Genomic DNA, 25,896 nt, shown 5'->3' with positions numbered 1-25,896 from the left:
AGGGGAAGGGGTAAGGGGGACGGGCAGGGGGTCAGGCGCCGGGCAGGGCGAGCACCCGGGTGCCGCGCTTGATCAGCTCGTTGGCGATGATCAGGCGCTGGATCTCGGAGGTGCCCTCCCAGATCCGGTCCACCCGCAGCTCGCGGTACAGCCGCTCCACCGGGTACGAACGGTCGTAGCCCCGGCCGCCGAAGACCTGGACGCAGCGGTCGATCACCCGGCCGGCCGCCTCGCTGGCGGCGAGCTTGGCCGTGGAGGCCTTGGCGTGCAGGGTCTTGGGGTCGGTGTCGGGGAGTCCGGCCTCCCAGGCGACCTGGTGGGTGTAGGCCCGGTTGACCGCGATGTCCACCGCGCAGTCCGCGAGCATCCCCTGCACCAGCTGGAACTCGGCGATCGGTGAACCGAACTGGTGCCGCCGCACGGCCCAGTCCCGGGCCAGCTCCAGCGCCCGCTCGGCCGCGCCCACGGTCCGGGCCGCGATCATCAGCCGCTCGTCGGTGAACCACTCCTTGGTCAGCTCGTAGCCGTTGCCGACCCCGCCGAGCACGTCCTCGTCGGGCACGAACACGTCGGTGAACGTGAACTCGGGGTGCCCGTTGACCGCGGAGTGCATGAAGCGCGGCACCCGGGTCATCACGACGCCCGGCGCCTGCTTGTCGACGAAGAAGAGGGTGGCCGCCCGCTCCGGGCCCGCGTCGGCCTGCACCAGCAGGAAGTCGGCGATGTCCCCGCAGGTGACGAACCACTTCTCGCCGTTGAGCAGCCAGCCGCCCTCGGTCCGGGTGGCGGTGCTGGTACCGGAGCCCGGGTCCGACCCGGCCCCCGGCTCGGTCACCGCGAAGGCGTCGAACCGCTCCCCGCGGATCACCGGCAGCAGGTACTTCTCCCGCTGCGCCTCGGTGCCGTACGCGAGGACGTTGGCCGGGCGCCAGGGGATGTCCCAGAGGCAGTTGGTGACCTTCCCGAACTCCTCCTCGACGATCACCTGGTCCAGCAGGGAGAGCCCGGCCCCGCCCCACTCGGCGGGCATGTTGATGGCGTAGACCCCGGCGTCGATGGCGGCCCGGGTGAGCTCCCGGACCGTCTCGTCCGGCAGCGGCCCGCCGGCCTCCTCGGACTGCTCCTCGTACCGCATCAGCAGCCGGCTGTACTCGGCGGCCCGGGCCTTGAGCCCGGCCTGCTCGGGGGTGTAACGGAAGTCCATGATGTGCTCCGTGAAGAGTGAGGGAACGTGGCAACGGTGATCAACTGACGGGTACGGGTTGCGCGTTGGCGGGGCCTCCGGCCGTCACCCCAGAACAGCCCTCCCGTCCAGCGCCAACGCCCCGTCGCTGCGCACCAGCAGCGGGTTGACCTCCAGTTCGGCGATCTCCGGATGGGCGGCGGCCACCGTGGTGATCCGCTCGATCACCGCGGCCGCGGCGGCCACGTCCACCGGCGGCCGGCCGCGGGCGCCGGCCAGCAGCGGTGCACCGCGCAGCCCGCGCAGCAGCCGTTCGGCGTGCGCGGCGGAGAGCGGGGCGAGGGCGAAGGCCACGTCGCGCAGGGTCTCGGTGAACACCCCGCCCAGCCCGACCATCGCCACCGGGCCGAAGCGCGGGTCCCGGTTGACGCCGACGATCAGCTCGACGCCGCCGGTGAGGTCGGCCATCGCCTCGACCGAGTAGGCGGGCGCACCCAGCCGGGCGTGCATCTGCCGGTACGCGGCGAGCAGCGCGGCCCGGTCGGGCAGGTTCAGGGCCACCCCGCCGGCGTCCGACTTGTGCAGCACGTGCAGCGCCTTGAGGACGTAGGGCCCGTAGAAGTCCTCCGCGGCGGCGAGGAGTTCGTCCTCGTCGGTGATCTCCCGGGCGGCCGGGAAGGGCACGCCGGCCGAGGCCAGCAGGGCCCGTACGGAGTGGTAGCCCGGGTCCCGCAGCGGCGCGGCGGCGAGCGGCAGGGCGGGGATCCCGGCGGCCGGGGCGCGCGCGGTCAGGGCGGCCAGGGCGCGGGCCGCGTCCTCGGTGGCCGAGAAGACCGGTATCCCGGCCCCGGCCAGGACCCGGCAGCTCGGCGACTGCGGGTACATCGACTGCACCACCAGCGGCTTGGGGGCGGCGGCGAGGTGGGCGGTGATGTCCCGGGCGGCCCGGACCTCGCCCTCGGCGAGTGCGGAGCCGCCGGCCGGGCCGCCGCCGAGGCCGCCCTCGGAGGCCGCGTACCCGCCGAAGTAGCCGGTCATCAGGACGGCGTCGACCTCGTCGGCGGCGAGCAGCCCGGCCACGGTGTCGGCGTAGCTGCCGGGCCGCTGCTCGCCCATGCCGGCCAGGTCGACCGGGTTGCCGACCGCGGACTGCTCCCACAGCACGCCCCGCAGCCGGTCCTGGGTGCTCCCGGCCAGCTCGGGCACCTCGAGTCCGGCGTCCTCGGCGGCGTCGGCGGCGATCGCGCCGTGGCCGCCGCCGTCGGTGAAGACGGCGGTACGGCGGCCGGTGCGGGCCCGGCGGCCGGCCGCGAGGGCGGCCAGGACGACCGTCATCTCCCGCGGGGTGTGCACCAGTTCCACCCCGGCGTCGCGGCAGGCGGCGGCCACCACGTCGGCGGAGGAGGTGAGCGCCCCGGTGTGCGACTGGGCGCTGCGGGCCGAGGCGCTGCCGCGGCCCGCGGTGAGCAGGACCACCGGCTTGCCCGCCGCGGCGGCGGCCCGGGCGAAGGCCCGTCCGTCGCCGAAGTCCTCGGCGTACACGGCGATCGCGGCGGTCTCCTCGTGCCGGGCGCAGTCCTCGACGAGGTCGACGAGGGTGACGTCGGCCTGGTTGCCGAGCGAGACGAAGCGGGAGAAGCCCAGGCCGTGCGGGGCGCCGCGGAGCTGGAGTTCGAGGGCGAGGTTGCCGCTCTGGCTGAGCAGGGCGACCCCGCCGGGGGCGAAGCGGTCGGAGGCGAGGTAGAGCTCGGTGGTGTTGTCGGCGATGCCCAGGCAGTTGGGGCCGACCAGGACGGCGCCGGCCTCGCGGACCCGGTCGGCCACCGCCCGCTGGCGGACCAGGCCGGCCGGGCCGGCCTCGGCGAAGCCGGCGGTGATGGCCACGATCGCCCGGGCCCCGCAGGCCAGGGCGTCGTCGACGGCGGCCTCGAAGCCGGTGCCGGGTACCGAGATCACCACCAGGTCGACGGGCTCGCCGACGGCGGCGAGGGAGGTGGCGGCCCGCTGTCCGAGCACGGTGCCGCCGCGCCGGTTCACCAGGTGGACGGGGCGCCGGTCGGGGGCGCGCAGCGCCTGGGAGGCCACCGCGTGGCCGTACTTGGCGGGGTCGTCGCTGGCGCCGACGACGGCGACGGAGCGGGGGTCGAAGAGTGCGGTCAGATCACGGGCCATGTCAGCGCTCCACTCTCAGGGCGGCATTGGGGCAGCTCTCGGCGCAGGCGCGGGCGGTGTCCTCGGCGCCGGCCGGCACGGTGAGGGCGAGGACCTTGGCGTAGCCCCATTCGTCGATGTCGACGAGTTCGGGGGCCTGTTCCTGGCACAGTCCGTAGCCCTGGCAGCGGGTGGCGTCCAACAGCAGTTTCACGGGGTTCCTTTCAGCGCGGGCAGCGGGGCGGTGACCTGCGGTACCGCGACGGTCAGGCGGTGGCCGTCGCCGGGCGGGGCGGCGGCGCAGCCGGGGCAGGGGCTTTCGAGGTGGTGGCGGACGAGGTCGGGGAAGGCGCGCAGCAGGCTCCCGGCGGTACCCGCGGCGGCGTCGAGCAGGCCGCAGGCGCCCCGGCCGGGCAGGCCGCCTGCCCACCGCTCCAGGTGCGCCGGGGTGTCGGGGCCGGCGGTGCCGGTGGCGAGGGCGGCGAGGGCGGCGGCGACCGCGGCGGTGCCGGAGACGCAGACCCCGCACTGGCGGGAGCTCTGCGCGGCGAGGTGCCCGACGGCGTCGGCGGCGGTGGCCACCGGGCAGTCGGCCGCGGTCAGGAACCGGACCGCCCCGCACCCGAGCGAGCTGCCGGCGGCCGCCAGCGCCTCGGGCATCAGCGGGAGGTCCAGGGTGCGGGGCCCGGCCACCCCGCCGAAGAGACCGCCCATGAGGGCGCCGGCCGGGTCGGCGGTACCGTGCGCCGCCGCCAGGTCCCGCAGCGGCGTCCCGTACCCGGCCTCGGTGAGCAGCGGCCGCCCGGGTCCGCCGGAGAGCGTGACCAGCGTGGTGCGGGCGATCGCCCGGCCCCGCTCGGGCCGGGCGGCGATCAGGGCCAGCCGGGCCAGGGTCTCGACATTGGCCACCAGCGTCGGCGCCCCACCGACCCCCCGCTCGAACGGCCGGGGCGGTTTGGCGGTGGGCAGCGCGGGACCGCCGTCGATCCGCCGCACCACCGCGCTCTCCTCCCCGGCGACGTACGTGTGCTCGGTGAGCACCACGTCCACGGGCAGCGGCGGCGGCTGTTCGGCGAGCGCTTCCCGGATCCGGCCGGCGGCCTCCGGGTCCGCGAGGTAGACGTACCCGCGCACGGCCCCGGTGACCGCCGCGGCCCGGACCAGCCCGTCCAGCACCAGGTGCGGCCGGGCCCGCATCAGCCACCGGTCCTTGACCGACCCCGGCTCCCCCTCCTCACCGTTGGCGACCACGACGGGAGCACCGCCCCGCTCCCGCACGGCCCGCAGCTTGACCGCGGCCGGAAACCCCGCGCCGCCCCGCCCCCGCAGCCCGGACTCGGCAAGGTGGTGCAGGAGTTGCGCACCCCCCGGCCCAGCCGCGTACCCGCCGCCGCCCCGGTACTCGTCGGCGCTCTCCACCCGCCCGGGATCCGCCCCGAGCACCCCGTCGGGCAGGGCCGCCGTCAGGTGCCGAACAGCAGTCATCGTGGGCCTCCTAGGCAGGCGGTCTGGATGTACGGGGAGGGGCTTGCGGGGTCCCACAGGCCGACCCGGAGCCCGGGCCCGGCATCGCCGCAGGCACGGCGAACCCAATTGCCCAAGGGCGGTCGGGATGTGCGGGGAGGTGCTTGACGGGGTGTGGCAGGCTGGTCCGGAGGCAGGCCCGGGCCGGGGATGACCGCAGGTCACGGCGAAGCCGCTCGTCCCCGGGTTGGGCCTGCCGCAGGGCCTGCAGGCCACGCCCCCGCAAGCCCCGGGGACCCGCGCATCCCGCCCGCCCGCCCCTGGCCGGGGCCGCCCAGAACCTGAACAGCCCTTTCCAGGGCGGCACGTTGAGCGGCAGTCCCCTCGTACCCCCCACCACTGAGCCCGATGAGCATCCGGTGGTGCTCCAACACCACCTCGGCGACCACCAACGCGGCAGCCCGATCACCGTCCCGGGTCCCGTCACAGACCGCCAGCACCAACCCGGTGACCTCCGCGAGGTACCGCAACCAGTCCCGCCGACCGCCGCGCAGGACCAGCCGCTCCACCCGCACCCGTTCCGCCTCGACGGCAGATCCGGACGGCACGGCGGGTACAGACGACGCAGACGACGCAAGGTGGTACGAGACGCGGGCCCGCAACGCGGCCACCGCCGCGGGAAGTTCCCGCTCCGGCTCGGGCGTGAGTCCGAGCCAGTCCAGACGCCGACGACCGCTCATGCGTGCCTCCGGGAGGGGGATTCGGGGTGCCGTGACCGCCCGGCCGGCAGTGCCGGTCGGTGGTGCGGGAGGGGGCCGGTGGTGCGGGTCCGGCCGTGCCCGGTGCGGTGCACGGGGGGGGCTGATCGGATACGGCGGGACTCCGGCGAACGCACCGGGTCGACCCGTAAAAGCAGGACGAATGCACTGAAACGCCGGATCGGCGACGTGAATCAAGCTAGCTGACCGATCGGTCAGCGTACAAGTCTTGACCCGGCGGAAATCAGCCAGCAATCTGACTGTCCAATCGGTCAGCAAGCCCCCGGCGTCCGCCCCGGGCCCGCTGCCCGTCCTGCTGGGCAGCCTCGACACCGATCGCCGCACCGCCGCGGCATGGAGGAGTCACCCGATGCACTCAAGAGCGCCCGAAACACCGGCGGTTCAGCCGGCCAACGGCTCCCGGGAGCACACCGCCCCGGCCCCGCCGGACCCCGCCCGGACCGCCCCGCCCGCTTCCCCCGCCGGCCGCGCCGCCGCCCCCGCTCCCCCGCCCGGCCGGCCCGCGGATCCCGGTCCGGCCCTCGCCGGCCGCTACTACACGGATCCCGCCACCGCGGCGGCCGAGACCCGGCACGTCTTCGCCAAGTCCTGGCAGCTGGTCTGCCACGAGTCCGACCTGCCGGGCCCCGGCGCCCGGCTCGCCGCCACCGTCGCGGACCGCGAGGTGCTGGTCGTGCGGACCGAAGACGGTTCCCTGGCCGCCCACTTGAACGTCTGCCGGCACCGCGGCACCCGCCTGGTCACCGCCCCCGAACCGGCCGGCAAGGCGATCCGCTGCCCCTACCACGGCTGGACCTACCGGCTCGACGGTTCCCTGGTCGGCGCCCCCGAGGCCCGCCAGATCCCCTGCCTGGACAAGCCCGCGCTCGGGCTCTTCCCGGCCCGGGTCGAGTCCTTCCTCGGCTTCGTCTTCGTCAACCTCGACCCCGGGGCCGTCCCGCTGGCCGAGCAGTGCGCCGGTCTGGCGGAGGCGGTCGGGCACTACGCCGGCACGGACCTGGTCCCCGTCGGCCGCGCCCGGATCCACGACCTGGCCGGCGCGGAGGTCCAGGAGGCCAACTGGAAGGTGGTCCTCGACAACTACCTCGAGGGCTACCACGTCCCGGTCGCCCACCCCGGTCTGATGCGGCTGCTGGACTACCAGAACTACACCTGCGAGACCGTCGAGGAGTCGTACGCGCTCTTCGCCTCGCCGCTGCGCGACAAGCCCTCCGCCAACTGGGCCGAACGCCTCTACCAGCGGATCGCCGCCCCCATGCCGGGCCTGAAGGAGGCCGACCGGCGGGTCTGGCGGTACGCGGTGATCTACCCCAACACCCTCCTGGACTTCTACCCGGACCACGTCCTCGCCTGGACCGCACTGCCCACGGCCGTGGACCGGGTGGCCGTGCCCGGCGCCTTCTACACCCGCCGCGGCACCGGCCTGCGCACCCGGTTGGCCCGCCGGCTCAACATCCACATCGGCTGGATCACCAACGACGAGGACGTCGAGCTGGTCGCCCGGGTGCAGAAGGGGCTCGCCACCCCCGGCTTCGAGCCCGGCCCGCTCTCCCGCCGCGAGGCGGCGGTCGGCTGGTTCGCCGGCCGTATCCGGTCCGACCTCGCCGCCGCGGACGCCCCGGCCGAAGAGGCCTGAGCCCGCCCGCTCCCTCGCCCCCGCCGTCCCCCCGCGGCCCCCTACGGAGAGGACCTCCATGTCCCCCGAGGCACGTCCCCTGTCCCGCCGCTCCCTCCTACGCTCCGGCGCCGCCGCCGCCCTCGGTCTCGCCGCCACCGGCTGCGGCTTCGTACCCGCCTCCGACGCGGCCGCGAAGGAGGCCCGCGAGGCCCCGATCGACGTCAAGGTCGACGGCGACCTCGTCTACTTCAACTGGGCCGACTACGTCGACCCGGTCGTCTTCGCCGGCTTCTCGAAGGAGTACGGGGTCAAGGTCGTCCAGTCCAACTTCGACTCGATGGAGGGCATGACCGCCAAGCTCAACGCCGGCAACCGCTACGACGTCATCTTCCCCAGCGCGAAATGGGCGCAGCGGCTGGCCGCCGGCGGCCGGCTGCGGGCCATCGACCACTCCCGGCTCGAGAACGCCGGTGCGATCTTCGAGAACTACCGCTACTTCGCCGACCCCTGGTACGACAAGGGCTCCGCGCACACCGTCCCCTTCACCATGTACAAGACCGGCATCGGCTGGCGGCGCGACCGGCTCGGCGACCTGACCGGCTCCTGGGACGACCTGTGGAACGCCCGGGCGAAGGGCCGGGTCTTCGCCCTCGACGACCGCGACGAGGTCCTGGGCATGGGCGCGCTCAAGCACGGCCTGGACGTCAGCACCACCGACCCGGACGACCTCGCCCTGATCACGAGGACCCTGCGCGGCCTGCGCCCCCGGCTGCGCGGCTTCTCCAGCGACAGCTACAACAACCTGCTCAACGGCAACGCCGACATGACCATGGCGTGGAGCGGCGACATGGCCAGCATGCTCGCCCAGGCCAAGGACCCGTCGGTGTTCGGCTTCGAGGTGGCCCGGGAGGGCGCGCCGGTCAACTCCGACTGCTACGCGATCCCCGCCGACGCCCGGCACCCGGGCACCGCGATGCTCTTCATCGACTACATGCTCCGGCCCGAGAACGTGAAGCGGAACATCGAGTACATCGGCTACCCGATGCCGGTGCGCGGCACCGAGGACACCTACCGGGCGCTGGTCGAGCCGTTCCCGCAGTGCGTGGTGAGCGCCGACGACCTCAAGGACGACCGTTTCTTCCGCGGCGGCACCCCCCAGGGCGAACGAGCCCGGGACGCCGCCTGGACCGATGTGAAGGCCGGCTGACATGGCTGACACCGCCGATACGACCCCACGGGCCGCCACCCCGCCCGAGGCCGATCCCGCGCCCGTACCCGCCCCGGACCGGCCGGCGCCGCGCCGGGCCCGGCCGGCCGCCTCCGGGGCCCGGCTGTGGACCTGGCTGATGCTCCCCGGCACCCTCTGGATGACCGGCTTCCTCCTGGTCTCGCTGCTCCTGGTGGGCACCCTGGCCTTCGGCACCACCGACCCGCTGGGCAACCCGCGCTTCGGGCACGACCTGGAGAACGTCACCGCCCTGGCCGATCCGGCCTACCGCACGGTCCTGCTGCGCTCCTTGGGCTACTCGCTGATCGCCTGCCTGATCTGCCTGGCGGTGGCCTACCCGGTCGCGTACGCGATCGCCCTGTGCGGCGGCCGGTACAAGAACCTGCTGGTGGCCGCGATCGTGGTGCCGTTCTTCGCCAACTACCTGGTGCGCATGTACGGCTGGTCGGTGGTGCTCTCCGACGACGGGCCGCTGCTGCGGGGCCTGCGGTCGCTGGGCCTGGCCGACGGCCACACCAAGATCCTGCAGACCGGTCCGGGCGTGATCGCCGGCCTCGTCTACGGCTTCGTGGTCTTCATGATCATCCCGTTGTACGCGGCGCTGGAGCGGATGGACACCTCGCTCATCGACGCCGGCCGCGACCTGTACGGCGGTCCGCTGCGGACCTTCTTCTTCGTCACCGTCCCGGCCACCCGGCAGGGGGCCGCGGCCGGCTGCGTGCTCGTCTTCCTGCCCGCCATGGGCGACTTCGTCAGCGCCCAACTGATGGGAGGTCCCGACCAGATCATGATCGGCAACCTGATCCAGGACAAGTTCTTCCAGGGCCAGAACTGGCCGCTCGGCTCGGCCCTGACGATGCTGCTGATGGCCGTCCTCTTCGTCGGGATGCTCGGCTACCTGCGGCGCACCCGCAAGGACGAGGCGGAGGCCGTCCGATGACCGCCCGCACCGCCCGCCGACCCCGCCGCCGGGGCGCCCGGCGCCGCCCGCGGTTCGCGATCGCGGTCACCGGCCTCTTCTTCGCCCTCCTCTACCTGCCCATCGCGGTGGTCGTCCTCTTCTCCTTCAACTCGCAGAAGTCCCTGACCGTCTTCGACCACTTCAGCCTCCGCTGGTACACGGCCTTCGTCCACGACGACGTGCTGCTCGGCTCGGTCGGGATGAGCCTGCGGGTCTCGCTGGCCGCGACGGCCGGCTCGGTGGTCCTGGGCGTGGCCCTCGCCCTGGGCCTGGTACGGGCCCGCAACCGGCTGGGCGCCTTCGCCGGGCTGGTGATGCTGGTCCCGCTGATCACCCCGGAGATCGTCACCGGCGTGGCCGCGATGCTGCTCTTCAAGGGGCTGGGCATCACCCTGTCCACCACCACCGTGATGCTCGCCGAGATCACCTTCTCCATCTCCTACGTGACGGTGATCCTGCGCTCGCGGATCGCCGCCCTCAACCCCGAGGTGGAGGAGGCCGCGATGGACCTCGGCGCCACCCGCCGGCAGGCCCTGCGGCTGGTGACCCTGCCGGCCCTGCTGCCGTCCATCCTGGCTTCCGCGGTACTGATCTTCGCGCTGGTCTTCGACGACTTCGTACTCGCCTACTTCACCACCGGCGTGGACCCCCAGCCGCTGTCGGTCCGCATCTACTCGGCGATCCGCTTCGGCGTGCAGCCCACCATCAACGCCGTCGGCACCCTGATGCTCGCCGGCTCGGTGGCCCTCATCGCCCTCGCCCTCGCCATCCCCCGCCTCTTCGGCCGCCGCGGCGGCCTGGACCTCCTTTCCGGGAAGTGATCCCATGACCCCGCACCCCGCCGTCCGGCTCGACCGGGTCAGCAAGCGGTACTCCGGCGCGGCCGCCGGTGCCTACGCCGTGCACGAGCTCAGTCTCGACATCGCCGCGGGGGAGTTCTTCTCCCTGCTCGGGCCCTCGGGCTGCGGCAAGACCACGCTGCTGCGGATGACCGGCGGCTTCGCCGACCCGACGGAGGGCAGCGTGCTGCTCGACGGCGAGGACGTCACCGGCCTGCCGCCCGACAAGCGCAACGTCAACACCGTCTTCCAGAGCTACGCCCTCTTCGACCACCTCTCGCTCGCGGACAACGTCGCCTTCGGGCTCAAGCGCAAGGGCGTGCCCCGGGCGGAGATCCGCACCCGGGTGGCCGAGATGCTCGACCTGGTGCAGCTCGGCGACCTGGCCGGGCGCAAGCCGCCGACCCTCTCCGGCGGCCAGCGCCAGCGGGTGGCGCTGGCCCGGGCCCTGGTCAACCGCCCCCAGGTGCTGCTGCTGGACGAGCCGCTGGGCGCCCTGGACCTCAAGCTGCGGCGCCGGATGCAGGTCGAACTGAAGCAGATCCAGCGGGAGGTGGGCATCACCTTCCTCTTCGTCACCCACGACCAGGACGAGGCGCTGACCATGTCCGACCGGGTGGCCGTGATGAACGGCGGCCGGATCGAGCAGTGCGGCACCCCGGAAGACGTCTACGAGCGGCCGGCCAGCAGCTTCGTGGCCTCCTTCATGGGCACCTCGAACCTGGTCCCCGGCACCTACCGGGACGGCACCGTGGTCCTCGACGGGGGTCCCGCGCTGCCCGTCGGGCAGCGGGCCGGACTCGCCCGGGACAGCCGGGTCAACCTCTCCATCCGCCCGGAGAAGATCTGGCTCTCGGAGTTCGAGCCGGGCATGGCCACCGTCCCCGGCACGGTCCGCGAGACCGTCTACTCCGGCCCGACCACCACCTACCTGATCGAGCTGGCCCCCGGGGTGAGCGTCGCGGTGCTGGAGCAGAACACCGACCGCTCCCGCATGGAGGACCGCTGGAGCGGCGGGGAGCGGGTGGAGGTCGGCTGGCGTCCCGAGCACTGCCTCGTCCTGGACTGACGCGCCCGGCGCCCGGCCCTGCGCAGCCGACTGCGCGGACCCGGACCCCGGCCCCGACTCCCCCGCTCCGACCGAAGGAATCCTCCATGAACCACGACGTCATCGTGCTGGGCGCCGGTCTCGCCGGTCTGGCCGCGGCCCGCGACCTGGCCGCGGGCGGCGCCGACGTGCTCGTCGTCGAAGCCCGTGACCGGGTCGGCGGCCGGGTCGAGCAGACCCGGCTGCCCGACGGCCGGCTGGTGCAGCTCGGCGGGGAGGTGGCCGGCCGGGCGCACACCGCCTACACCGGTCTCGTCGCCGAGCTGGGCCTGACCCTGGTCCCCAGTTACGTCGCCGAGCCGGGCGCCCTCACCTTCGGCACCCCCGAGGCGGTCCTCGCCGGGGAGCACCCGCCGTGGTTCGGACCCGGTGACGAGGCCTGCCACCGGAAGGTCACCGACGCGTTCATCGCGCTGGCCGCCGGGGTCGACCCGGCCGACCCCTGGTCCCACCCCGACGCCGCGGCCCTGGACCGCCTGCCGGTCGGCGACTGGCTGCGCGCCGAGGGCGCCGGACCGGCCGTGGTGCGGCGCTGGGAGATCGGCCAGCTCGCCCTCGCCGACGGTTCGTACGAGCGCACCTCGCTGCTGGCCGCCCTGCGCAAGCACGCCGCCGTGCCCGGCACCGGCCACTACGACTACGACGCCTGGGAGGGCCTGCGGGTGGCGGAGGGCTCGGCCACCGTCGCCCTGCGGATGGCCGAGGAGCTGACCGGGCGGATCCGCACCGGCGCGCCCGTCGAGGCCGTCGCCGTCCGGCCCGGCGGCGTCGTGGTCCGGCTGGCCGGCGGGGAGACCCTGACGGCCGCCGCCGTGGTCAGCGCCCTGCCGGTGGGACCCCTGCGGTCGGTCGCGGTCAGCGGGGTCAGCGAGGAGCGGCTGGCCTCGCTGCACCGGCAGCGGCACGCCCTGGCCGCCAAGTTCGTCGCCGCGTACCGGGAGCCGTTCTGGCGCGCCCGGGGGCAGAGCGGGCTGTCGGAGTGCGAGGGCGTGCTCGGCAGCACCTGGCCGCAGAGCGAGGGCGTGCTCTCGGCGCTCGTCCCGCCGGAGCGGTACGGCGTGCTGCTCGGCACGCCCCCCGCCCGCCGGGAGGCCGACCTGCTCGCCGAGGCCGCCCGGCTGTACGGCGAGGAGGCGCTGCGGCCGCTGGCCACGTACCTCCGGCTGTGGGGCACCGATCCCTGGACCCAGGGGTACGTCACCCAGTGGACGCCCGGAGACGTGCTGGCGGTCGGCCCCCGGCACGGCACGCACGAACCGCCGTTCTACGTCTGCGGATCCGACCAGTGGGTGGCCGGCTACATGGAGGGCGCCGTCCGCACCGGCCGGGCCGCCGCGAAGGAGGCGCTGCACCGTGGCTGACACGCTGGAGAACCACATCGGGGGCGTGGACCGGCCGGCCGCCTCGGGGGCGACCACCCCGCTGGTCGACCCGGCCACCGGCGCGGTGGACGGTCACGCCGCCCGCTCCGGGCCGGCGGACACCGACGCGGCCTGCGCGGCCGCCGCGGCGGCCTTCCCGCACTGGTCGGCCACCACCCCGGCCACCCGGCAGCGCGCGCTGCTCGGGCTCGCGGACGCGATCGAGGCGCACGCGGCGGAGCTGACGGCGGCGGAGGTCCGGGACACCGGCAAGCCGGCGGAGCGGTTCCTGGCGGACGAACTGCCCGCGATCGCCGACACCTTCCGCTTCTTCGCGGGCGCCGCGCGGAACCTGCCGGGGGCGGTGGCGGCCGAGTACACCGAGGGCCGCACCTCGCTGCTGCGCCGGGAGCCGGTGGGCGTCTGCGCGCAGATCACCCCGTGGAACTACCCGCTGATGATGGCGGCCTGGAAGGTCGCCCCGGCGGTCGCGGCGGGCAACACCACCGTGCTCAAGCCCGCGGACACCACGCCCTCCTCGGCGGTGCTGCTGGCCCGGCTGGCGGCGGAACACCTGCCGCCGGGGGTGCTGAACGTGGTCTGCGGGGACCGGGAGACCGGCCGGGCGCTGACCGCGCATCCGGAGGTCGCGCTGATCGCGGTGACCGGCAGCGTCCGGGCCGGCCGGGAGATCGCGGCCGGCGCCGCCGCCGGGCTCAAGCGGCTGCACCTCGAACTGGGCGGCAACGCCCCGGTGATCGTCCACGACGACGTGGACGTGGCGGCCACCGCCGCCGCGCTGGCCGAGCTGGCCTGCTACAACGCCGGCCAGGACTGCACCGCGCCGGCCCGGCTACTGGTGCACCGCCGGGTGTACGACGCGTTCGTGGCGGAGCTGGCCGGGGCCTGTGCCGCGGCCCCGTACCGGGAGGCCGCCTTCGGTCCGCTGAACAGCGCCATGCAGCTGGCCTCCGTACAGGGGCTGCTGGCGCGGCTGCCAGGGCACGCCACGGTCGTCACCGGGGGCGCCCGGGTGCCGCGGCCCGGCTTCTTCCACCAGGCGACGGTGGTGGCGGGGGTGCGGCAGGACGACGAGATCGTGCAGGAGGAGATCTTCGGGCCGGTGCTGACGGTGCAGCCCTTCGACGACGAGGAGGAGGCCCTGTCGCTGGCCAACGGCGTGCCGCACGGACTGGCCGCCGGGGTGTGGACGGCCGACCACGACCGGGCGATGCGCGCCACCCGCGCCCTGCGCACCGGCATCGTCTGGGTCAACACCCACGGCACGACGGTCGCCGAGATGCCGCACGGCGGGCGGGGCCACTCCGGCTACGGCAGCGACCTGTCGATGGCGGGGCTGCTGGACTACACCCACCCCAAGCACGTCATGCTCTGAACCCGCCCCCGGCCCGTCATGCTCCGACCCAGCCGCCGTCCCGGCGGAGCGGCAGCCGGGCGCACAGCCGGCCGGCGGCCATCGCGCCGGCCACCGCGATCAGCACCGGCACGACCAGGTCCCGGGGCGCGCCGGTGAACTCGAGGACCAGGACGGCGGCGGTGAGCGGGATCTGCTGGGCGACGGCGAGGAAGGCGGCGGCGCCGACCACGGCGTACCCGCCGGGCGTGCTGCCGGGCCACAGCAGCAGCCAGCCGCCGCCGAGCAGCGCGCCCAGCAGCGCCCCGCCGGCGACCGAGGGGGTCAGCAGGCCGCCCCGGCCGCCGGACCGCAGCGCCAGCAGGACGGCGAGGGTGCGCAGGGCGAGCAGGACGGCGGTCAGTCCGAGGGCGGGCTGGGTGCGGAAGGCGATCTCGGCCGGGCTCTTGCCGTTGCCGAGCAGTGCCGGGTACGGGATGGCGAGCAGGCCGATCGCGGTGAAGGCGAGCGGCGCGGTCAGCATCAGGAGCCGGCCGCGCGGGGCGGCCCGGCGGGCCCGGGCGCAGAGCCGGGCGAAGGCGTACCCGCAGCCGCCGAGCAGCGGTCCGGCCAGCACGGACCAGACGACGAGCGACGGGCCGACGGTCAGCTCGGGCAGGACGTAGACCGGTTCGTCCGGCAGGACCAGCCAGGAGACCACGGTCGCCAGGGCGGCCACCGCGGCGGCCGGTACCACCACCCCGGCGGCCCAGCTGCCGATCAGCACTTCGAGGGTGAAGAGGGCGCCGCCGAGCGGTACGTCGTAGACGGCGGCCAGGCCGCCGCCGGCCGCGCAGGCGATCAGGATCCGGCCCTGGGCGGGGGTGAGGCCGGCCCTGCGGCCGCTCTCGGCGGCGAACACCGCGGCCAGCTCGCGGGGTGCGGTCTCCCGGCCCAGCGGGGAGCCGAGGCCGACGGTGACGATCTGGAGGAGGGCGTGCCAGCAGGTGGTGAGCAGCGGCAGCCGGGGCCCGCCGGCGCGGACCGCGGCGGCGACGTCGACCAGCGGTTCCCGGAAGCGGTACAGGGCCCACCAGCCGGCTCCGGCGACCACCCCGGCCAGGGCCGTCACCAGGACGCGGCGCGCGGGCGGGGCGCCCTGGACGCCGGTGAGAAAGGGGCCGGTGGCGTAGCCGTAGGCGAGGTGCTGCACGGCGTGCAGCAGGAGGGCGAGGGCCGCCCCGCAGACCCCGGCGACCAGCCCCGTCACCACGGTCATCAGGGCGAACCGCAGCGGTCGTACCCGCCAGGGGCCGGCGTCGGTCACCCCGGCACCCTAGGCCCTCGCTCCCGGTTCGTGCCCGACCCACGCCGGGCGGCGCGCCCGGCGGCTCAGACCAGTTCGGGCTGCGGCTCGCGGCGCTGGCCCGGCAGCCGTACCTCGGGGGCCGGCGCCCGGTCCCACAGCCGGGTGGTGCGGACGTACCCGTAGATCACCGAGGCCAGCGCGAGCAGGACCAGCGGGCCGAACAGCCAGGGGTAGTGGGCCATCGGCAGCGACAGGAAGCGGTAGGCGAGCAGCAGGCCGGTGAAGACGGCGGTGCCGTGGCAGACCAGCAGGGTGGCCCGGCGGTCCCAGCCGCGGGCCTGGGCGCGCATGCCCGCCTCGATGGTGAGGGTGAAGACCACCCCGGCGACGATGTCCGCGCCGTAGTGGAAGCCGAAGCCGAGGGTCGCGCCGAGGGTGGCGATCAGCCAGAAGGTGCCGAGGTAGCGCAGGGCCCGGGGCGCCTTGCGGGAGTGGATGAAGATGGTGGTGGCCCAGGCGGTGTGCAGGCTGGGCATGCAGTTGCGCGGGGTGAAGTCGTCGAAGGGCATCGGGCCCGGGGTGCCCACCGGCGGGGGCGTGTGCGGCCACAGGTTCGCGAGCGCGAAGTGTCCGCCGTCGGCGCCGTACGCGAAGATCGGCCCGACCACCGGGAAGATCATGTAGATGCCGGGGCCGAGCAGGCCGATCACCAGGAAGGTGCGCACGAGGTGGTGGGCGGGGAAGGCCCGGTCGGCCGCGACGTTGCGCAGCTGGTAGAGGGCGACGACGACGGCGCCGACCGCGAGCTGGATGTAGACCCAGTCGAGGACGTGGTGGCCCAGGCTGCCGGTGGCCTCGACGATCCGGCCGGCGACCCAGGACGGGTTGCCCAGCGCGTGGTCGGCGGCGGCCACGTACTGGTCGAGCACCTGCGGACGGGTCTGCGAGGTGATCATCAGCCAGGTGTAGCCGGTCTTGCGGCCGGCGACCAGGAGCAGGGCGAGGGCGACGCCCTTGAGGAGCAGGGCGCGCTCGCGGCCGGTGCGGCGGGTGAGCGCGATCACCGCGCATCCCAGGGTCACGATCAGGGCGCCGTTGCCGAACATCATCTGGGCGCCGAGCGCCCACCGCACGAGCCAGAAGACCAGGTCGATGGCGACGGCGGCGCCGACCGCGAGGAAGCGCTGGCGCCAGGTGAGCACCACCAGCATCAGGGTCATGGCGGCGTACAGCACCGTGCCGGACTGGGGGGCGAGGACCACTTCACGGGCCTGCACGGTGATCGGGCCGGGCATGCCGTAATGGCGTGCGGCGATCTCCAGTGCGACGAGGAACCCGACGGCCACCACGCTCGCCGCGCCCCACAGCAGAACCCGTGGGCGGCGCCACGCAGCGGACTTCGTTCCGTCGTCTATTCGCGAAAGCACTCGCGATACCCCAGATCAATTTTCAACCGATGTTCATATAGCAACATGGTCATTGTTGGTCGTCGTCGCCGGAGATCCTATCCAATCCGGCCCCGCGACCGCCCTCGCCGGAACCGACGGGTGCCTCCTCCCGCACCGGCCCGGCGCCCACCGGCGGCTCCGGGTGCCCGGTGCGGATCTCCGGCTCCAGGCCCTGCGCGGGCGTGGTGGGCCGGCGTCCGACCTCCGCCCGCCAGGCCTCGAAGGCCAGGGTCGTCGCCGTGACGACGGCCAGGCCCAGCAGCCAGCCCCCGACCACGTCGCTCAGCCAGTGCACGCCCAGGGCCACCCTGGTGTACCCCACCCCCACAACCGAGACCACCGCCAGCGCCCAGGGCAGCGGCCGCCACCTGCGGGGCACCAGCGGCAGCAGCGCGAGCAGCAGCACCGCGCAGGAGGTGGTGGCCGTCATGGCGTGCCCGGAGGGGAAGGAGAAGCCGGGCGCCTGCGAGACCGGGTCGGGCAGGTGCGGCCGGGCCCGCGCCACCGCGTCCTTCACCAGCAGCCCGAGGAGCCCGCCGGCCACGGCCGTGACCGCCGCCCATACCGCCAGCCGGACCGCGCCGCGCACCAGCAGCCACCCCACCAGCGCCGCCACCAGCAGCCGCATGGTCACCGGGTCCCAGACCACGTGCGTCAGCACGTCCAGGACCCGCACCCACGCGGGGTGCGCGAGCGCCGCCGTGTGCAGCCGCTCGGCCGTCCCCTGGTCCAGCCGCCGCAGCGGCGCCCACTGCGACTCGACCAGGACCAGCGCGAGCGCGAAGGGCACGGACACCAGGGCGGTCGCGGCCACCGTGGTCAGCAGCCGCACCCCGAACCGGGTGTCGGGCCCCGAACGGCCGGGGAGCAGCCGGGCGAGCAGCCGCCGTCGGATGGTGGGCCGTGCCGTGCGCGTCATGGTGCTGGGGCTTCCTTTCCGTAGTGCGGCGCTCCGTGGTGCGCCGCTTCCTGGTGCGCCGCTTGGTGATGTGCCGCGGGTCAGACGCCGGGGTCCGCCGTGACCGGTTGCCGCACCCCCGCCCGGACCGCCTCCAGCTGCGCGGCGAAGGCCAGCCCCAGGAAGAGGGCCATCGAGGTCAGGTACGACCACAGCAGCAGCGAGACGAACGCGCTGAGCGGTCCGTACACGCTGGTGAAGGAGCCGCTGGCACCCACGTAGAGGCTCAGCCCCCAGGTGGCCAGCAGCCACAGCACCAGGTACACCCCCGCGCCGAAGGCCAGCCAGGTGTACCCGGGCTGGCTGCGGCGCGGGGAGAGCCGGAAGATGGCGCTGGTGGCGAGGAGGGCCAGCAGGACCCCCACCGGCCAGCGCAGCAGGTCCCAGGCGCGCACGGTCCCCGGGCCGAGGTGGTAGACCTCGGCGACCGCGCGGCTCACCTGGGCGCCGAGGACGGTGACGGCGAAGCCGAGGCCGAGCGGCAGCCCGGCGAGCACGGACATCACCAGCCCGCGGCTGTACTTGGCCAGGAACGGCCGGTCGCGTTCGGTGCCGTAGATGCGGTTGGCGCCCCGCTCCACCTGGCAGAGCGCGGTGGTCACGTTCACGACGGAGAAGAGCAGGCCCAGCCAGAGCGCGACCTGGCTGCCGTCCCCCGGAGCCCGCCGGCTCTGCTCCAGGGCGTCGCCCACCACCTCCTGGCTCGGTCCGCTCGCCAGTCGGCGGATCGTCAGCTCCGCGATCCGCCCGACGGCCTCGGTGTGCAGCACTCCGGACAGGCCGATCAGGGCGATCGCCAGCGGGACGATGGCCAGCACCGTCTGGAGGGCCAGCGCCCTGGAGTGGCTGAAGCCGTCGGCGTACCGGAAGCGGACGAAGGAGTCCCGTACCAGGCTCCAGCCGCCGTAGCGCCGCAGGGCGGCCACCGCCTCCTCGGCGGACAGCTCCTCGCCCTCCACCTCCAGTCCGGCCGGCACCACCCGCACGTGCTGGCGCTGCGGTACGCGTGTCGCGGTTCCCATGGGTCCACCCTTCGAAGTCGTCCGGCCGGCGGTTCAGCGGCCGAGGGGGTGCCCGGCCGGCTCGGTACGGTCCGCGTCCCCGGCCGTGGCGGTACGGGCCCGCTCCCCCGCCCGTTCCGGGGTGTGCGGCGGGAGCCAGATCCGCAGCGCGCCCGGCTCCACCTCGGCGCTCAGCCGGGTGCCGGTGTCGATGACGTCCCCGTCGAGCTCGCGGGGCTGCGGACGGGCGAAGCGCAGTTCGACCCGGGCCGCTGCGAAGTACTCCAGGGCGCCGCCGGCCACGGCGGTGTGCCGGCCGCCGGGGTCGGGCGCCGGCCGGCCGGGCAGCAGCCGCGCCCCGAGGTGACCGGCCGCCGCGAGCCAGCCGCGGGCGCCGCGCGGGTCGAGCAGCACCACCTCGAACCGGCCGCTGTCGGGCCGGGCCCCGGGCAGCAGCGGGAGTCCGCCCTGGAGGGTGCCGACGTTGCCGATGACGACCATCCGGGCGCGGCGCCGCAGTTCGGGGCCGCCGTCGAGCCGGATCCACAGCCGCATCCGGGGATCGCCCAGGTGGCGGGCGGCGGACAGTACGTACGCGGCCCAGCCCAGGCGCCGTTTGACCCGCTCGGAGGCGTCGTCGACCATGGCGGCGTCGAAGCCGGCGCCCGCCATGACCGTGAACCGGGCGGGGTGCGGCCCGTCGGCGTGGACCCGGCCCACGTCGATGCGGGCGGTCCCGCCGGACAGGGCCGCCGCCAGCGCCTCGGCCGGGTCGGCGGGCAGCCGCAGGTTGCGGGCGAGCAGGTTGCCGGTGCCGCAGGGCACCACCGCCAGCGGGATCCCGGTACCGGCCAGCAGCTCGGCGCAGGCCCGTACGGTGCCGTCGCCGCCGCAGACCACGACCAGGGCGGTGTCCCCGTCGGCGATCCGCCGGGCGAGGTCCCCGGCGGCCTGCTCGGCGGAGGTCTGCGTCCACTCCTGGTCGGGGTGGCCGTGGCCGCGCAGCACCTCCCGGACCCGCTCGGCCAGGTCCGGTCCGCAGCCGTGCGGGTGGCGCACCACCACGACCCGGCCACCGGGGCCGGAGCGGGCGGCAGGCAGCCGGTCCGCCGGGGCCGGCGCGGCCACGGGTGGACCGGACGGCCGGGACGGCCGGGGCAGCAGCAGCGCGTGGGCGAGCACGAGCAGGGTGGCGGTGCCGTTGAGCAGACCGCCCAGCACGTCCGAGGGGTGGTGCATGCCCCGGTAGACCCGGGACACCGCGACCAGGACCGGGATCAGCAGCAACAGGCCGGTCATGGCCCGCCGCGCCCACGGGGGACCGGAGCGCGCGCGGAGGGCCGTCAGGACGGCGAGGCCGCCGAAGAGCGCCACCGAGGCGCCGACGTGCCCGGAGGGGAAGCTGGAGGTCGGCGGGGCGGCGTCCAGGTGGGGCACCTGCGGACGCGCCCGCTCCACGAAGACCGTGACGAGCAGGAAGACCGCCGACTGGGCCGCCACGGTCCCGGCGAGGAAGGCCGCTTCCCGACACCACCGCCCCCGGGAACACAGCAGCAGCGCCACGACGGCGAGGGCGGTGAGGGTGACCACACTCCGGGTGCCCGCCAGCAGCGACAGCCACTCCGAGAGGGGGACCGCGGGTCCGCCGCGGTGCGCGGCGAGGGCGTGCTCGACGCCGTCCTCGGCCGTCACCGGCCACCGGTCCGCCAGCGGGCCGGTCACCAGCAGCCCGGCCCCGATCATCAGGGCGGCCTGCACCGGTAGCAGCCACAGTGCGCTCAGGCGGCCGACTCCCGCGGCCGCACGCTGTCCAGGTCTCATTGACGGCGTGTATCCCGACCCGCCCCGCCTCATGCACGCCCGCCGCGAACCGGCGCGCCCGGGCGCCCCGTTAATGAGCGGCGGCCCCGGCCCGCTCGGCCTACGATCCCCCGCATGTCACTTCGTCGTGTGTGGAACGTGGTGTTGACCCTTACCGTGGCACTGGCCGGGCTGACCGGCACGGCCGCGGGCGCCGCATCGGCCCAGGAGGAGAGACCTCCTTCGGACCGTCAACTGCTCTTCTACAACCACGCCTACGGGGTGCTCGACCGGGAGACCGCCGACGCGATCGAGCACTCGCCCTACCTGAAGGAGTTCGCCAACTTCCAGGTCCGCACCACCACCGGCGCGGGCGGCGAGAAGTGGACCGGCCGGTACCTGATGGGCCGCCAGACGTATCTGGAGCTGTTCGGCGTCGGGGACGTGCCCGGCCCGGACGGCACCCTGGGCGCGGGCGGCATGGGGCTCTCGGTGGAGCGCGCCGGCGACCTGGCCACGGTCACCGCGCGGCTGCGCGAGCAGGGCGTGCCGGAGCCGGTCGCCTTCCGCCAGACCCGCGACTTCGGCGACGGCGTACCGGTGCCCTGGTTCGACGCGGTCTTCACCGACACGCAGTACGACGGCTTCGGCGCCTGGGGCATGGAGTACCTGCCGGAGTACTTCGCCGACCCGCGCAGCAACACGGAGCCGGCCGCGTACCCCGGTGACGTGGGCCGCGAGCGGTACCTGTCCGACGGCTACCGCGAGCACCTGATGCGGGACGTGACCGCGATCCGCCTCGGCGTCACCGCGGGCGACCTGGCGGACACCCTGCCGCTGCTGCGGGCCGGCGGCTTCACCGTACGGGAACTCCCCGGCGGCGCCGGGGTGGTGGCCCGGGGCGGCGGTACCACCGTCCGGCTGGACACCGTCCCGCGCGAGCGGGCCGGGCTGCGCCGGGTGGAGATGTCCCTGAACCACCCGGCGGCCCGCCACCTGGAGCGGATCGGCCGGTCGGCGCTGGTGGTCGGTCCCGGCGCCCGGGCCGTGTGGACCTTCGAGGGCAGCGGGTCCTGACGGCCGGCCCGCCGGGGGCGGCCGGCCGGCGGCCGGCCGCCCCCGGCGCGGCTCAGTGCTCGCAGAGGGAGAACTCCCGTTCGTAGAGCTGTTCGTTGTGCTCGTCGACGAAGAACTTCCGCTCCTGCATGAGGTGTTCGCGGTAGTCCCGCGCCTGCTCCAGCGTCATGGTGGAGGTGGCGGCCCAGGGCTGCTGGGGCGGCACGTCGGAGGTCGAGACGATCGTGGTCGACGGGTCGACCAGGAAGAACGCCAGGATCTTGCGGTGTCCGGGGCGGGTCGGGTCCGCGAGCCGGAAGGACCCGACGCGGTGCTGGAGGACGTTGGGGAAGGCCAGGCAGCGGCCCTCGGGCGTCGCCGCCGAGCCCAGTTGCTGGTTCAGCGCGTCCTCGTTCTCCAGGCCGTAGACCTCGCGCATGCCGTCGTCGTCGCTCTGTTCGTACTCCGGGTCGTCGAGGGCGGCCCGGAAGCTCAGCCGGCTCTCGGTGGTGTTCTCGCTGTCCCAGTAGTAGATGCCGGTCGAGACGATGCGCTCGTTCAGCATGCCCTCGACGTGCCAGGAACCGCCCGCGTACTCCGGCTGCTCCGGGGTGAGGTGGATGGTGGCGAGTTTGACGATGACCTGGAGCGGGCGGCCGCGCAGGTCGACCCGGTCGGCCGGCGGCGCGGGCGGGGTGAACTCCGGGGCGTCCGGCACGACCGGGCGGCGGGTCTCCCACCAGAGGTCGTGGGCCTCCTCCCAGGCGCTGCGGGCCTCGTCGAAGGCCGCCGCGTCGGCGAAGGCGCTCTTGACCGGGTACGGCGGCTCCGAGTCGTACCAGCCGTAGGGGTCTGCGGTGATCCGCGGGGGCCGCGGGTGCCGCAGGTCGGTGAGGACGTTCTCCCACAGCGGCAGCATCCGGGCGAACATGTCCGGCAGGACGGCGGCCAGTTCGTGGTGCGCCTCGGGGTGCACGTTGTTGACGTACGAGCGGAAGGCGACCTGGCCGTCCTCGCTGACGTCGACGTCGGTGGGGAGCCACTGGAAGCGCTCGGAGAACTCGTGCTTCGAGTAGCGGTCCGTCGGGTTGCGCCAGGCCTCCTCGGGCGCCCCGCTCGCCTCCCGCACCAGGCAGAAGAGCGAGGGGTGCACCAGGTCCAGCACCTGGCCGTCCGAACCCGGGTGCCAGTCCCGCTCGGCCTCCGGGACCTCCTCCAGGACCCGGACCGCCTCACGCAGCCGGGCCCGGAGCGTGTCGCCGACCAGCGCGTCCGACTGCCACACCCCGTCGACGCCGGACACCTCGATGCCGGTACGGGCGTCCCGCAGCGCGGCGTAGTGGGACAACTCCGCGAGCACGTACCGCACCTGCGCCTCGGTGAGCCCCTGGGCCAGGGCCTCCTGCGACCACCGCGCGACGATGCCCGCGTCGTGCACCTTCCCGGACCAGCCGGGCTTGGCCCGGACCTGCGCGCTGAACTGCATCATCTGCAGCTCGCGCAGCGTGCGGGGGGTCGCGAACGCCACGGAACGGGAGGCTTGGAAGGGCAGCGGAAAGGCGGACGGGCCGGTCAAGACAGGGGATCCTTACGGTCGGTGAGCGGTGCCGGAAGGATAGCCGAGCGGTCCGACAGCGCCGTCCGGCCACCCGTGGGAGCGCTCTGGTCACGCCTCACACGGGTGGCCGGCGACCGGGCCGCCGTGCCCGTCAGCCCGCGAAGCGGGCCATCCAGGCCTCCACCTCGTCCGCCGAGCGCGGCAGCCCCGCGGAGAGGTTCTCGTGACCGTCGGCGGTGACCAGCAGGTCGTCCTCGATCCGCACGCCGATGCCGCGCCACTCCTCGGGGACGGTGAGGTCGTCCGGCTGGAAGTACAGGCCCGGCTCCACGGTCAGGACCATGCCCGGCTCCAGCACGCCGTCGACGTACTCGTCGTTGCGGGCCTCGGCACAGTCGTGGACGTCCAGGCCGAGCATGTGGCCGGTGCCCGCCATGGTGAAGCGGCGCTGCAGGCCCAGCTCGTAGGCGCGCTCCGCCGGGCCCTCGATGAAGCCCCACTCGACCAGCTGCTCCGCCAGGTACCGCTGGGCCGCGACGTGGAAGTCGCGGTACGCGGCGCCGGGCTTGACGGCGGCCATGCCCGCTTCCTGGGCCGCGTACACGGCGTCGTACACCCTGCGCTGCACGGCCGTGAAGGTGCCGTCGACCGGCAGGGTGCGGGTGACGTCGGCGGTGTAGAGGGAGTGCGTCTCCACACCGGCGTCGAGCAGGAGCAGGTCGCCGGGGCGGACCGGGCCGTCGTTGTCGGTCCAGTGCATGATCGTGGCGTGCTCGCCCGCGGCGCAGATCGAGCCGTAGCCCACGGAGTTGCCCTCCAGCCGGGCGCGGCGGAAGAAGGTGCCCTCGATCCACCGCTCCGAGGACGCCACCGCCCCCGACAGCTCGCCCACGCAGTCGGTGAAGCCGCGTACGGTGGAGTCCACCGCCTTGCGCAGCTCCCCGATCTCCCAGGCGTCCTTGACCAGGCGCAGCCCGCTCAGCGCCTCTTCCAGCTCGGCGTCACGGGCCTCGTCGGTGCTGACCGCCGCCTCGAGCGCCGCATCGACGCCCCGCACGATGCGGGTGGGCACCTCGGAGCCGGCGGCGAGGTCCTGCGCCGCGGTGCGGACGTCGCGGCAGTCCAGCCCGAGCACCCGCGCCGACTCGGCGAGGGAACGGCGGCGCCCCATCCACAGCTCGGCCGTGTAGCCGAGCCAGAACTCGTCGGTGTCCCGGCCGTCGCGCGGCAGCTGGTAGCAGTACGCGTCGTGGCCGCCGTCCGGGCGGGGCTCGAGGACGAGGGCGCAGTCGCGGGCCTGGTCACCGGTCATGTGGACGTAGCCGGAGTACGGGCGGAAGGGGTAGGTGTCGTCGTTCGAGCGGGCCTTGAGGTTGCCGGACGGGACCACCAGCCGCTCGCCGGGGAACATCGCGGACAGTGCGGCGCGGCGGCGGGCCGCGTAGGGAGCCTGCTCGTCCTGCGGGAGGTCGTGCTGCTCGGTGTCGGCCCAGCCGGTCCTCATCAGGGCGGACAGTTCCCCGGAGACCTCCGAGTAGAGGCCGTTCTTTCGAGCCTTCGCCACGACGTGCACCTTCCGGATCGGATCGACCGCGCCGAGGGGCCCCGGCGACCCACGGAAGGTACTGCGGAACGACGGGCCGGAGAGGGCTCGCCGTGCCAGTGGCACCGATCGGCCACCCGTGCCCCGGCGGCGCCGATAATGCGGTACATGGCGAACGAGAGACTGGGCGAGGCCCTGCGGCTCCTGGGGCTCGGCGCGGCGGCCGGCCGGGTGTACCTGGCGCTCCTGGAACGGGCCCCGGCCCCGCTCTCCGCGGTGGGGGAGGCGGCCGGGCTCGATGCGGCCGGGCTCGCCGCGGCGTACGGCGAGCTGGTCGACGCCGGGCTGGCCAGCGCCGCCGTGGCGGGTGCGGATGTGGTGGCGCCGGTGCCGCCGGCGGCGGGCCTGGAGGTGCTGGCCCGGCACCGGGCGGCCGAGCTCGAGGAGTCGCGCATCGCGGTGGGCGGCGCGTTCGAGTCGTTCCGCCGCCAGCGGCTCGCCGCGTACAACGACAACCTCGTCGAGGTGGTGACCGGTGCCGCGGTGGGCCCCCGGATGCGCCAGGCCTGGGCCAGCGCGCGGGAGCAGATCCGGCAGCTGGACTCGCCGCCCTACTTCCCGCTCGCCGGGGCCACCGACGACGCGCTGGCGACGCTGGCCCGCGGGGTGACGCAGCGCGTCGTCTACTCCCGTGCGTCGCTGGAGGTGCCCGGGCAGCTGGAGACGGCGATCGAGCCGTGCATCGAGGCCGGCGAGCAGGCCCGGGTCACTCCGGCGGTGCCGGTCAAGCTGGTGATCATCGACGAGGCGTACGCGCTGGTGTCGCTGTCGATCAGGGAGGCCGACGTGCACAACACGATGCTGGTGGTGCAGCCCTGCGGCCTGCTGTCCGCGCTGGTCGCCCTGTTCGAGCAGACCTGGCAGACCGCGCTGCCCCTGCACGGCCGCGCCACCCGCCCGGCCGGCCTGCCGCCGGCCGACCGCCGGGTGCTCCGGCTGCTGGCGAGCGGCGCGGGCGACGAGGTCATCGCCCGCGAACTGGGCGTCAGCCGCCGCACCTATTTCCGCCGCCTCCAGATCCTGATGGCCCGCCTGGGCGCCGAGAACCGCTTCCAGATGGCCCTCCAGGCCCAGCGCCACGGCTGGTTGTGACGCTGCTCCTGAACCGTGTCCGCCC

20 protein-coding genes are annotated in these 25,896 nt (G+C 74.7%); 9 read left to right on the top strand and 11 right to left on the bottom strand.

Going from position 1 to position 25,896, the window contains the following annotated elements; genetic code table 11:
- Positions 1-31: 31 nt before the first annotated feature.
- The 4 genes from AB0O40_RS08430 to AB0O40_RS08415 form a co-directional block, all read right to left on the bottom strand.
- A complete protein-coding gene (locus AB0O40_RS08430; protein WP_365037007.1) occupies positions 32-1,204 on the bottom strand; it encodes an acyl-CoA dehydrogenase family protein in 1,173 nt (390 codons plus the stop codon).
- A gap of 84 nt (positions 1,205-1,288) precedes the next feature.
- Positions 1,289-3,355, bottom strand: a complete 2,067-nt coding sequence (locus AB0O40_RS08425; RefSeq protein ID WP_365037005.1) for an acetate--CoA ligase family protein — start codon at positions 3,353-3,355, stop codon at positions 1,289-1,291.
- 1 nt (position 3,356) lies between these two features.
- Entirely contained in the window at positions 3,357-3,548 is a 192-nt protein-coding gene (locus AB0O40_RS08420; protein ID WP_365037003.1) for a ferredoxin, read from the bottom strand.
- Positions 3,545-4,819 (bottom strand): NADH-ubiquinone oxidoreductase-F iron-sulfur binding region domain-containing protein, encoded by a 1,275-nt coding sequence (locus tag AB0O40_RS08415; RefSeq protein WP_365037001.1) that lies wholly within the window; start codon positions 4,817-4,819, stop codon positions 3,545-3,547. The genes AB0O40_RS08420 and AB0O40_RS08415 overlap by 4 nt, the downstream gene beginning before the upstream one ends.
- 1,107 nt (positions 4,820-5,926) lie before the next feature.
- Between AB0O40_RS08415 and AB0O40_RS08410 the strand changes: the two genes are divergently transcribed.
- From AB0O40_RS08410 to AB0O40_RS08380, 7 genes are all read left to right on the top strand, one after another.
- Positions 5,927-7,213, top strand: coding sequence for an aromatic ring-hydroxylating dioxygenase subunit alpha (locus tag AB0O40_RS08410; protein ID WP_365036999.1), 1,287 nt, complete (start codon positions 5,927-5,929; stop codon positions 7,211-7,213).
- Between the two features lie 58 nt (positions 7,214-7,271).
- The gene (locus AB0O40_RS08405; protein ID WP_365036997.1) at positions 7,272-8,402 is read left to right on the top strand and encodes a spermidine/putrescine ABC transporter substrate-binding protein; all 1,131 of its coding nucleotides are present in this window, start codon (positions 7,272-7,274) and stop codon (positions 8,400-8,402) included.
- Between the two features lies 1 nt (position 8,403).
- Complete coding sequence (locus tag AB0O40_RS08400) at positions 8,404-9,363, top strand: ABC transporter permease (protein WP_365036995.1); 960 nt, start codon at positions 8,404-8,406, stop codon at positions 9,361-9,363.
- Positions 9,360-10,205 carry an ABC transporter permease gene (locus AB0O40_RS08395; RefSeq protein WP_365036993.1) on the top strand — a complete coding sequence of 282 codons (846 nt, stop codon included), beginning with the start codon at positions 9,360-9,362 and terminating at the stop codon, positions 10,203-10,205. Before AB0O40_RS08400 ends, AB0O40_RS08395 begins: the two co-directional genes overlap by 4 nt.
- Before the next feature lie 4 nt (positions 10,206-10,209).
- Entirely contained in the window at positions 10,210-11,292 is a 1,083-nt protein-coding gene (locus tag AB0O40_RS08390) for an ABC transporter ATP-binding protein (protein WP_365036991.1), read from the top strand.
- A gap of 86 nt (positions 11,293-11,378) precedes the next feature.
- Positions 11,379-12,692 carry an NAD(P)/FAD-dependent oxidoreductase gene (locus AB0O40_RS08385; RefSeq protein ID WP_365036989.1) on the top strand — a complete coding sequence of 438 codons (1,314 nt, stop codon included), beginning with the start codon at positions 11,379-11,381 and terminating at the stop codon, positions 12,690-12,692.
- Positions 12,685-14,088 carry an aldehyde dehydrogenase family protein gene (locus tag AB0O40_RS08380; RefSeq protein WP_365036987.1) on the top strand — a complete coding sequence of 468 codons (1,404 nt, stop codon included), beginning with the start codon at positions 12,685-12,687 and terminating at the stop codon, positions 14,086-14,088. The genes AB0O40_RS08385 and AB0O40_RS08380 overlap by 8 nt, the downstream gene beginning before the upstream one ends.
- 16 nt (positions 14,089-14,104) lie before the next feature.
- On the opposite strand, the gene AB0O40_RS08375 is transcribed toward AB0O40_RS08380, so the two are convergent.
- From AB0O40_RS08375 to AB0O40_RS08355, 5 genes are all read right to left on the bottom strand, one after another.
- Positions 14,105-15,373 carry a chloride channel protein gene (locus AB0O40_RS08375; protein ID WP_365036985.1) on the bottom strand — a complete coding sequence of 423 codons (1,269 nt, stop codon included), beginning with the start codon at positions 15,371-15,373 and terminating at the stop codon, positions 14,105-14,107.
- Between the two features lie 65 nt (positions 15,374-15,438).
- Positions 15,439-16,725, bottom strand: coding sequence for a phosphatase PAP2 family protein (locus AB0O40_RS08370; RefSeq protein WP_365037096.1), 1,287 nt, complete (start codon positions 16,723-16,725; stop codon positions 15,439-15,441).
- A 106-nt stretch (positions 16,726-16,831) separates the two neighbouring features.
- The gene (locus AB0O40_RS08365) at positions 16,832-17,722 is read right to left on the bottom strand and encodes a phosphatase PAP2 family protein (protein ID WP_365036983.1); all 891 of its coding nucleotides are present in this window, start codon (positions 17,720-17,722) and stop codon (positions 16,832-16,834) included.
- Positions 17,723-17,802: 80 nt separating this feature from the next.
- A complete protein-coding gene (locus tag AB0O40_RS08360; protein ID WP_365036981.1) occupies positions 17,803-18,783 on the bottom strand; it encodes a YihY/virulence factor BrkB family protein in 981 nt (326 codons plus the stop codon).
- A gap of 33 nt (positions 18,784-18,816) precedes the next feature.
- The gene (locus AB0O40_RS08355) at positions 18,817-20,583 is read right to left on the bottom strand and encodes a diacylglycerol kinase family protein (protein WP_365036979.1); all 1,767 of its coding nucleotides are present in this window, start codon (positions 20,581-20,583) and stop codon (positions 18,817-18,819) included.
- A 138-nt stretch (positions 20,584-20,721) separates the two neighbouring features.
- Between AB0O40_RS08355 and AB0O40_RS08350 the strand changes: the two genes are divergently transcribed.
- The gene (locus tag AB0O40_RS08350) at positions 20,722-21,639 is read left to right on the top strand and encodes a DUF5829 family protein (protein ID WP_365037094.1); all 918 of its coding nucleotides are present in this window, start codon (positions 20,722-20,724) and stop codon (positions 21,637-21,639) included.
- 52 nt (positions 21,640-21,691) lie between these two features.
- On the opposite strand, the gene AB0O40_RS08345 is transcribed toward AB0O40_RS08350, so the two are convergent.
- The gene (locus tag AB0O40_RS08345) at positions 21,692-23,194 is read right to left on the bottom strand and encodes a DUF4246 domain-containing protein (RefSeq protein ID WP_365036977.1); all 1,503 of its coding nucleotides are present in this window, start codon (positions 23,192-23,194) and stop codon (positions 21,692-21,694) included.
- A gap of 133 nt (positions 23,195-23,327) precedes the next feature.
- Positions 23,328-24,740, bottom strand: a complete 1,413-nt coding sequence (locus AB0O40_RS08340) for an aminopeptidase P family protein (protein WP_365036975.1) — start codon at positions 24,738-24,740, stop codon at positions 23,328-23,330.
- A gap of 147 nt (positions 24,741-24,887) precedes the next feature.
- Here AB0O40_RS08340 and AB0O40_RS08335 point away from each other — a divergent pair, with 147 nt between their 5' ends.
- Positions 24,888-25,871: a helix-turn-helix transcriptional regulator gene (locus AB0O40_RS08335; protein ID WP_365036973.1), complete on the top strand. Its 984-nt coding sequence runs from the start codon at positions 24,888-24,890 to the stop codon at positions 25,869-25,871.
- Positions 25,872-25,896 lie beyond the last annotated feature (25 nt).

The organism is Streptomyces sp. NPDC089919 (assembly GCF_040684615.1).
Taxonomy (GTDB): domain Bacteria; phylum Actinomycetota; class Actinomycetes; order Streptomycetales; family Streptomycetaceae; genus Streptomyces.
This window is presented reverse-complemented; position numbering and strand designations above follow the sequence as displayed.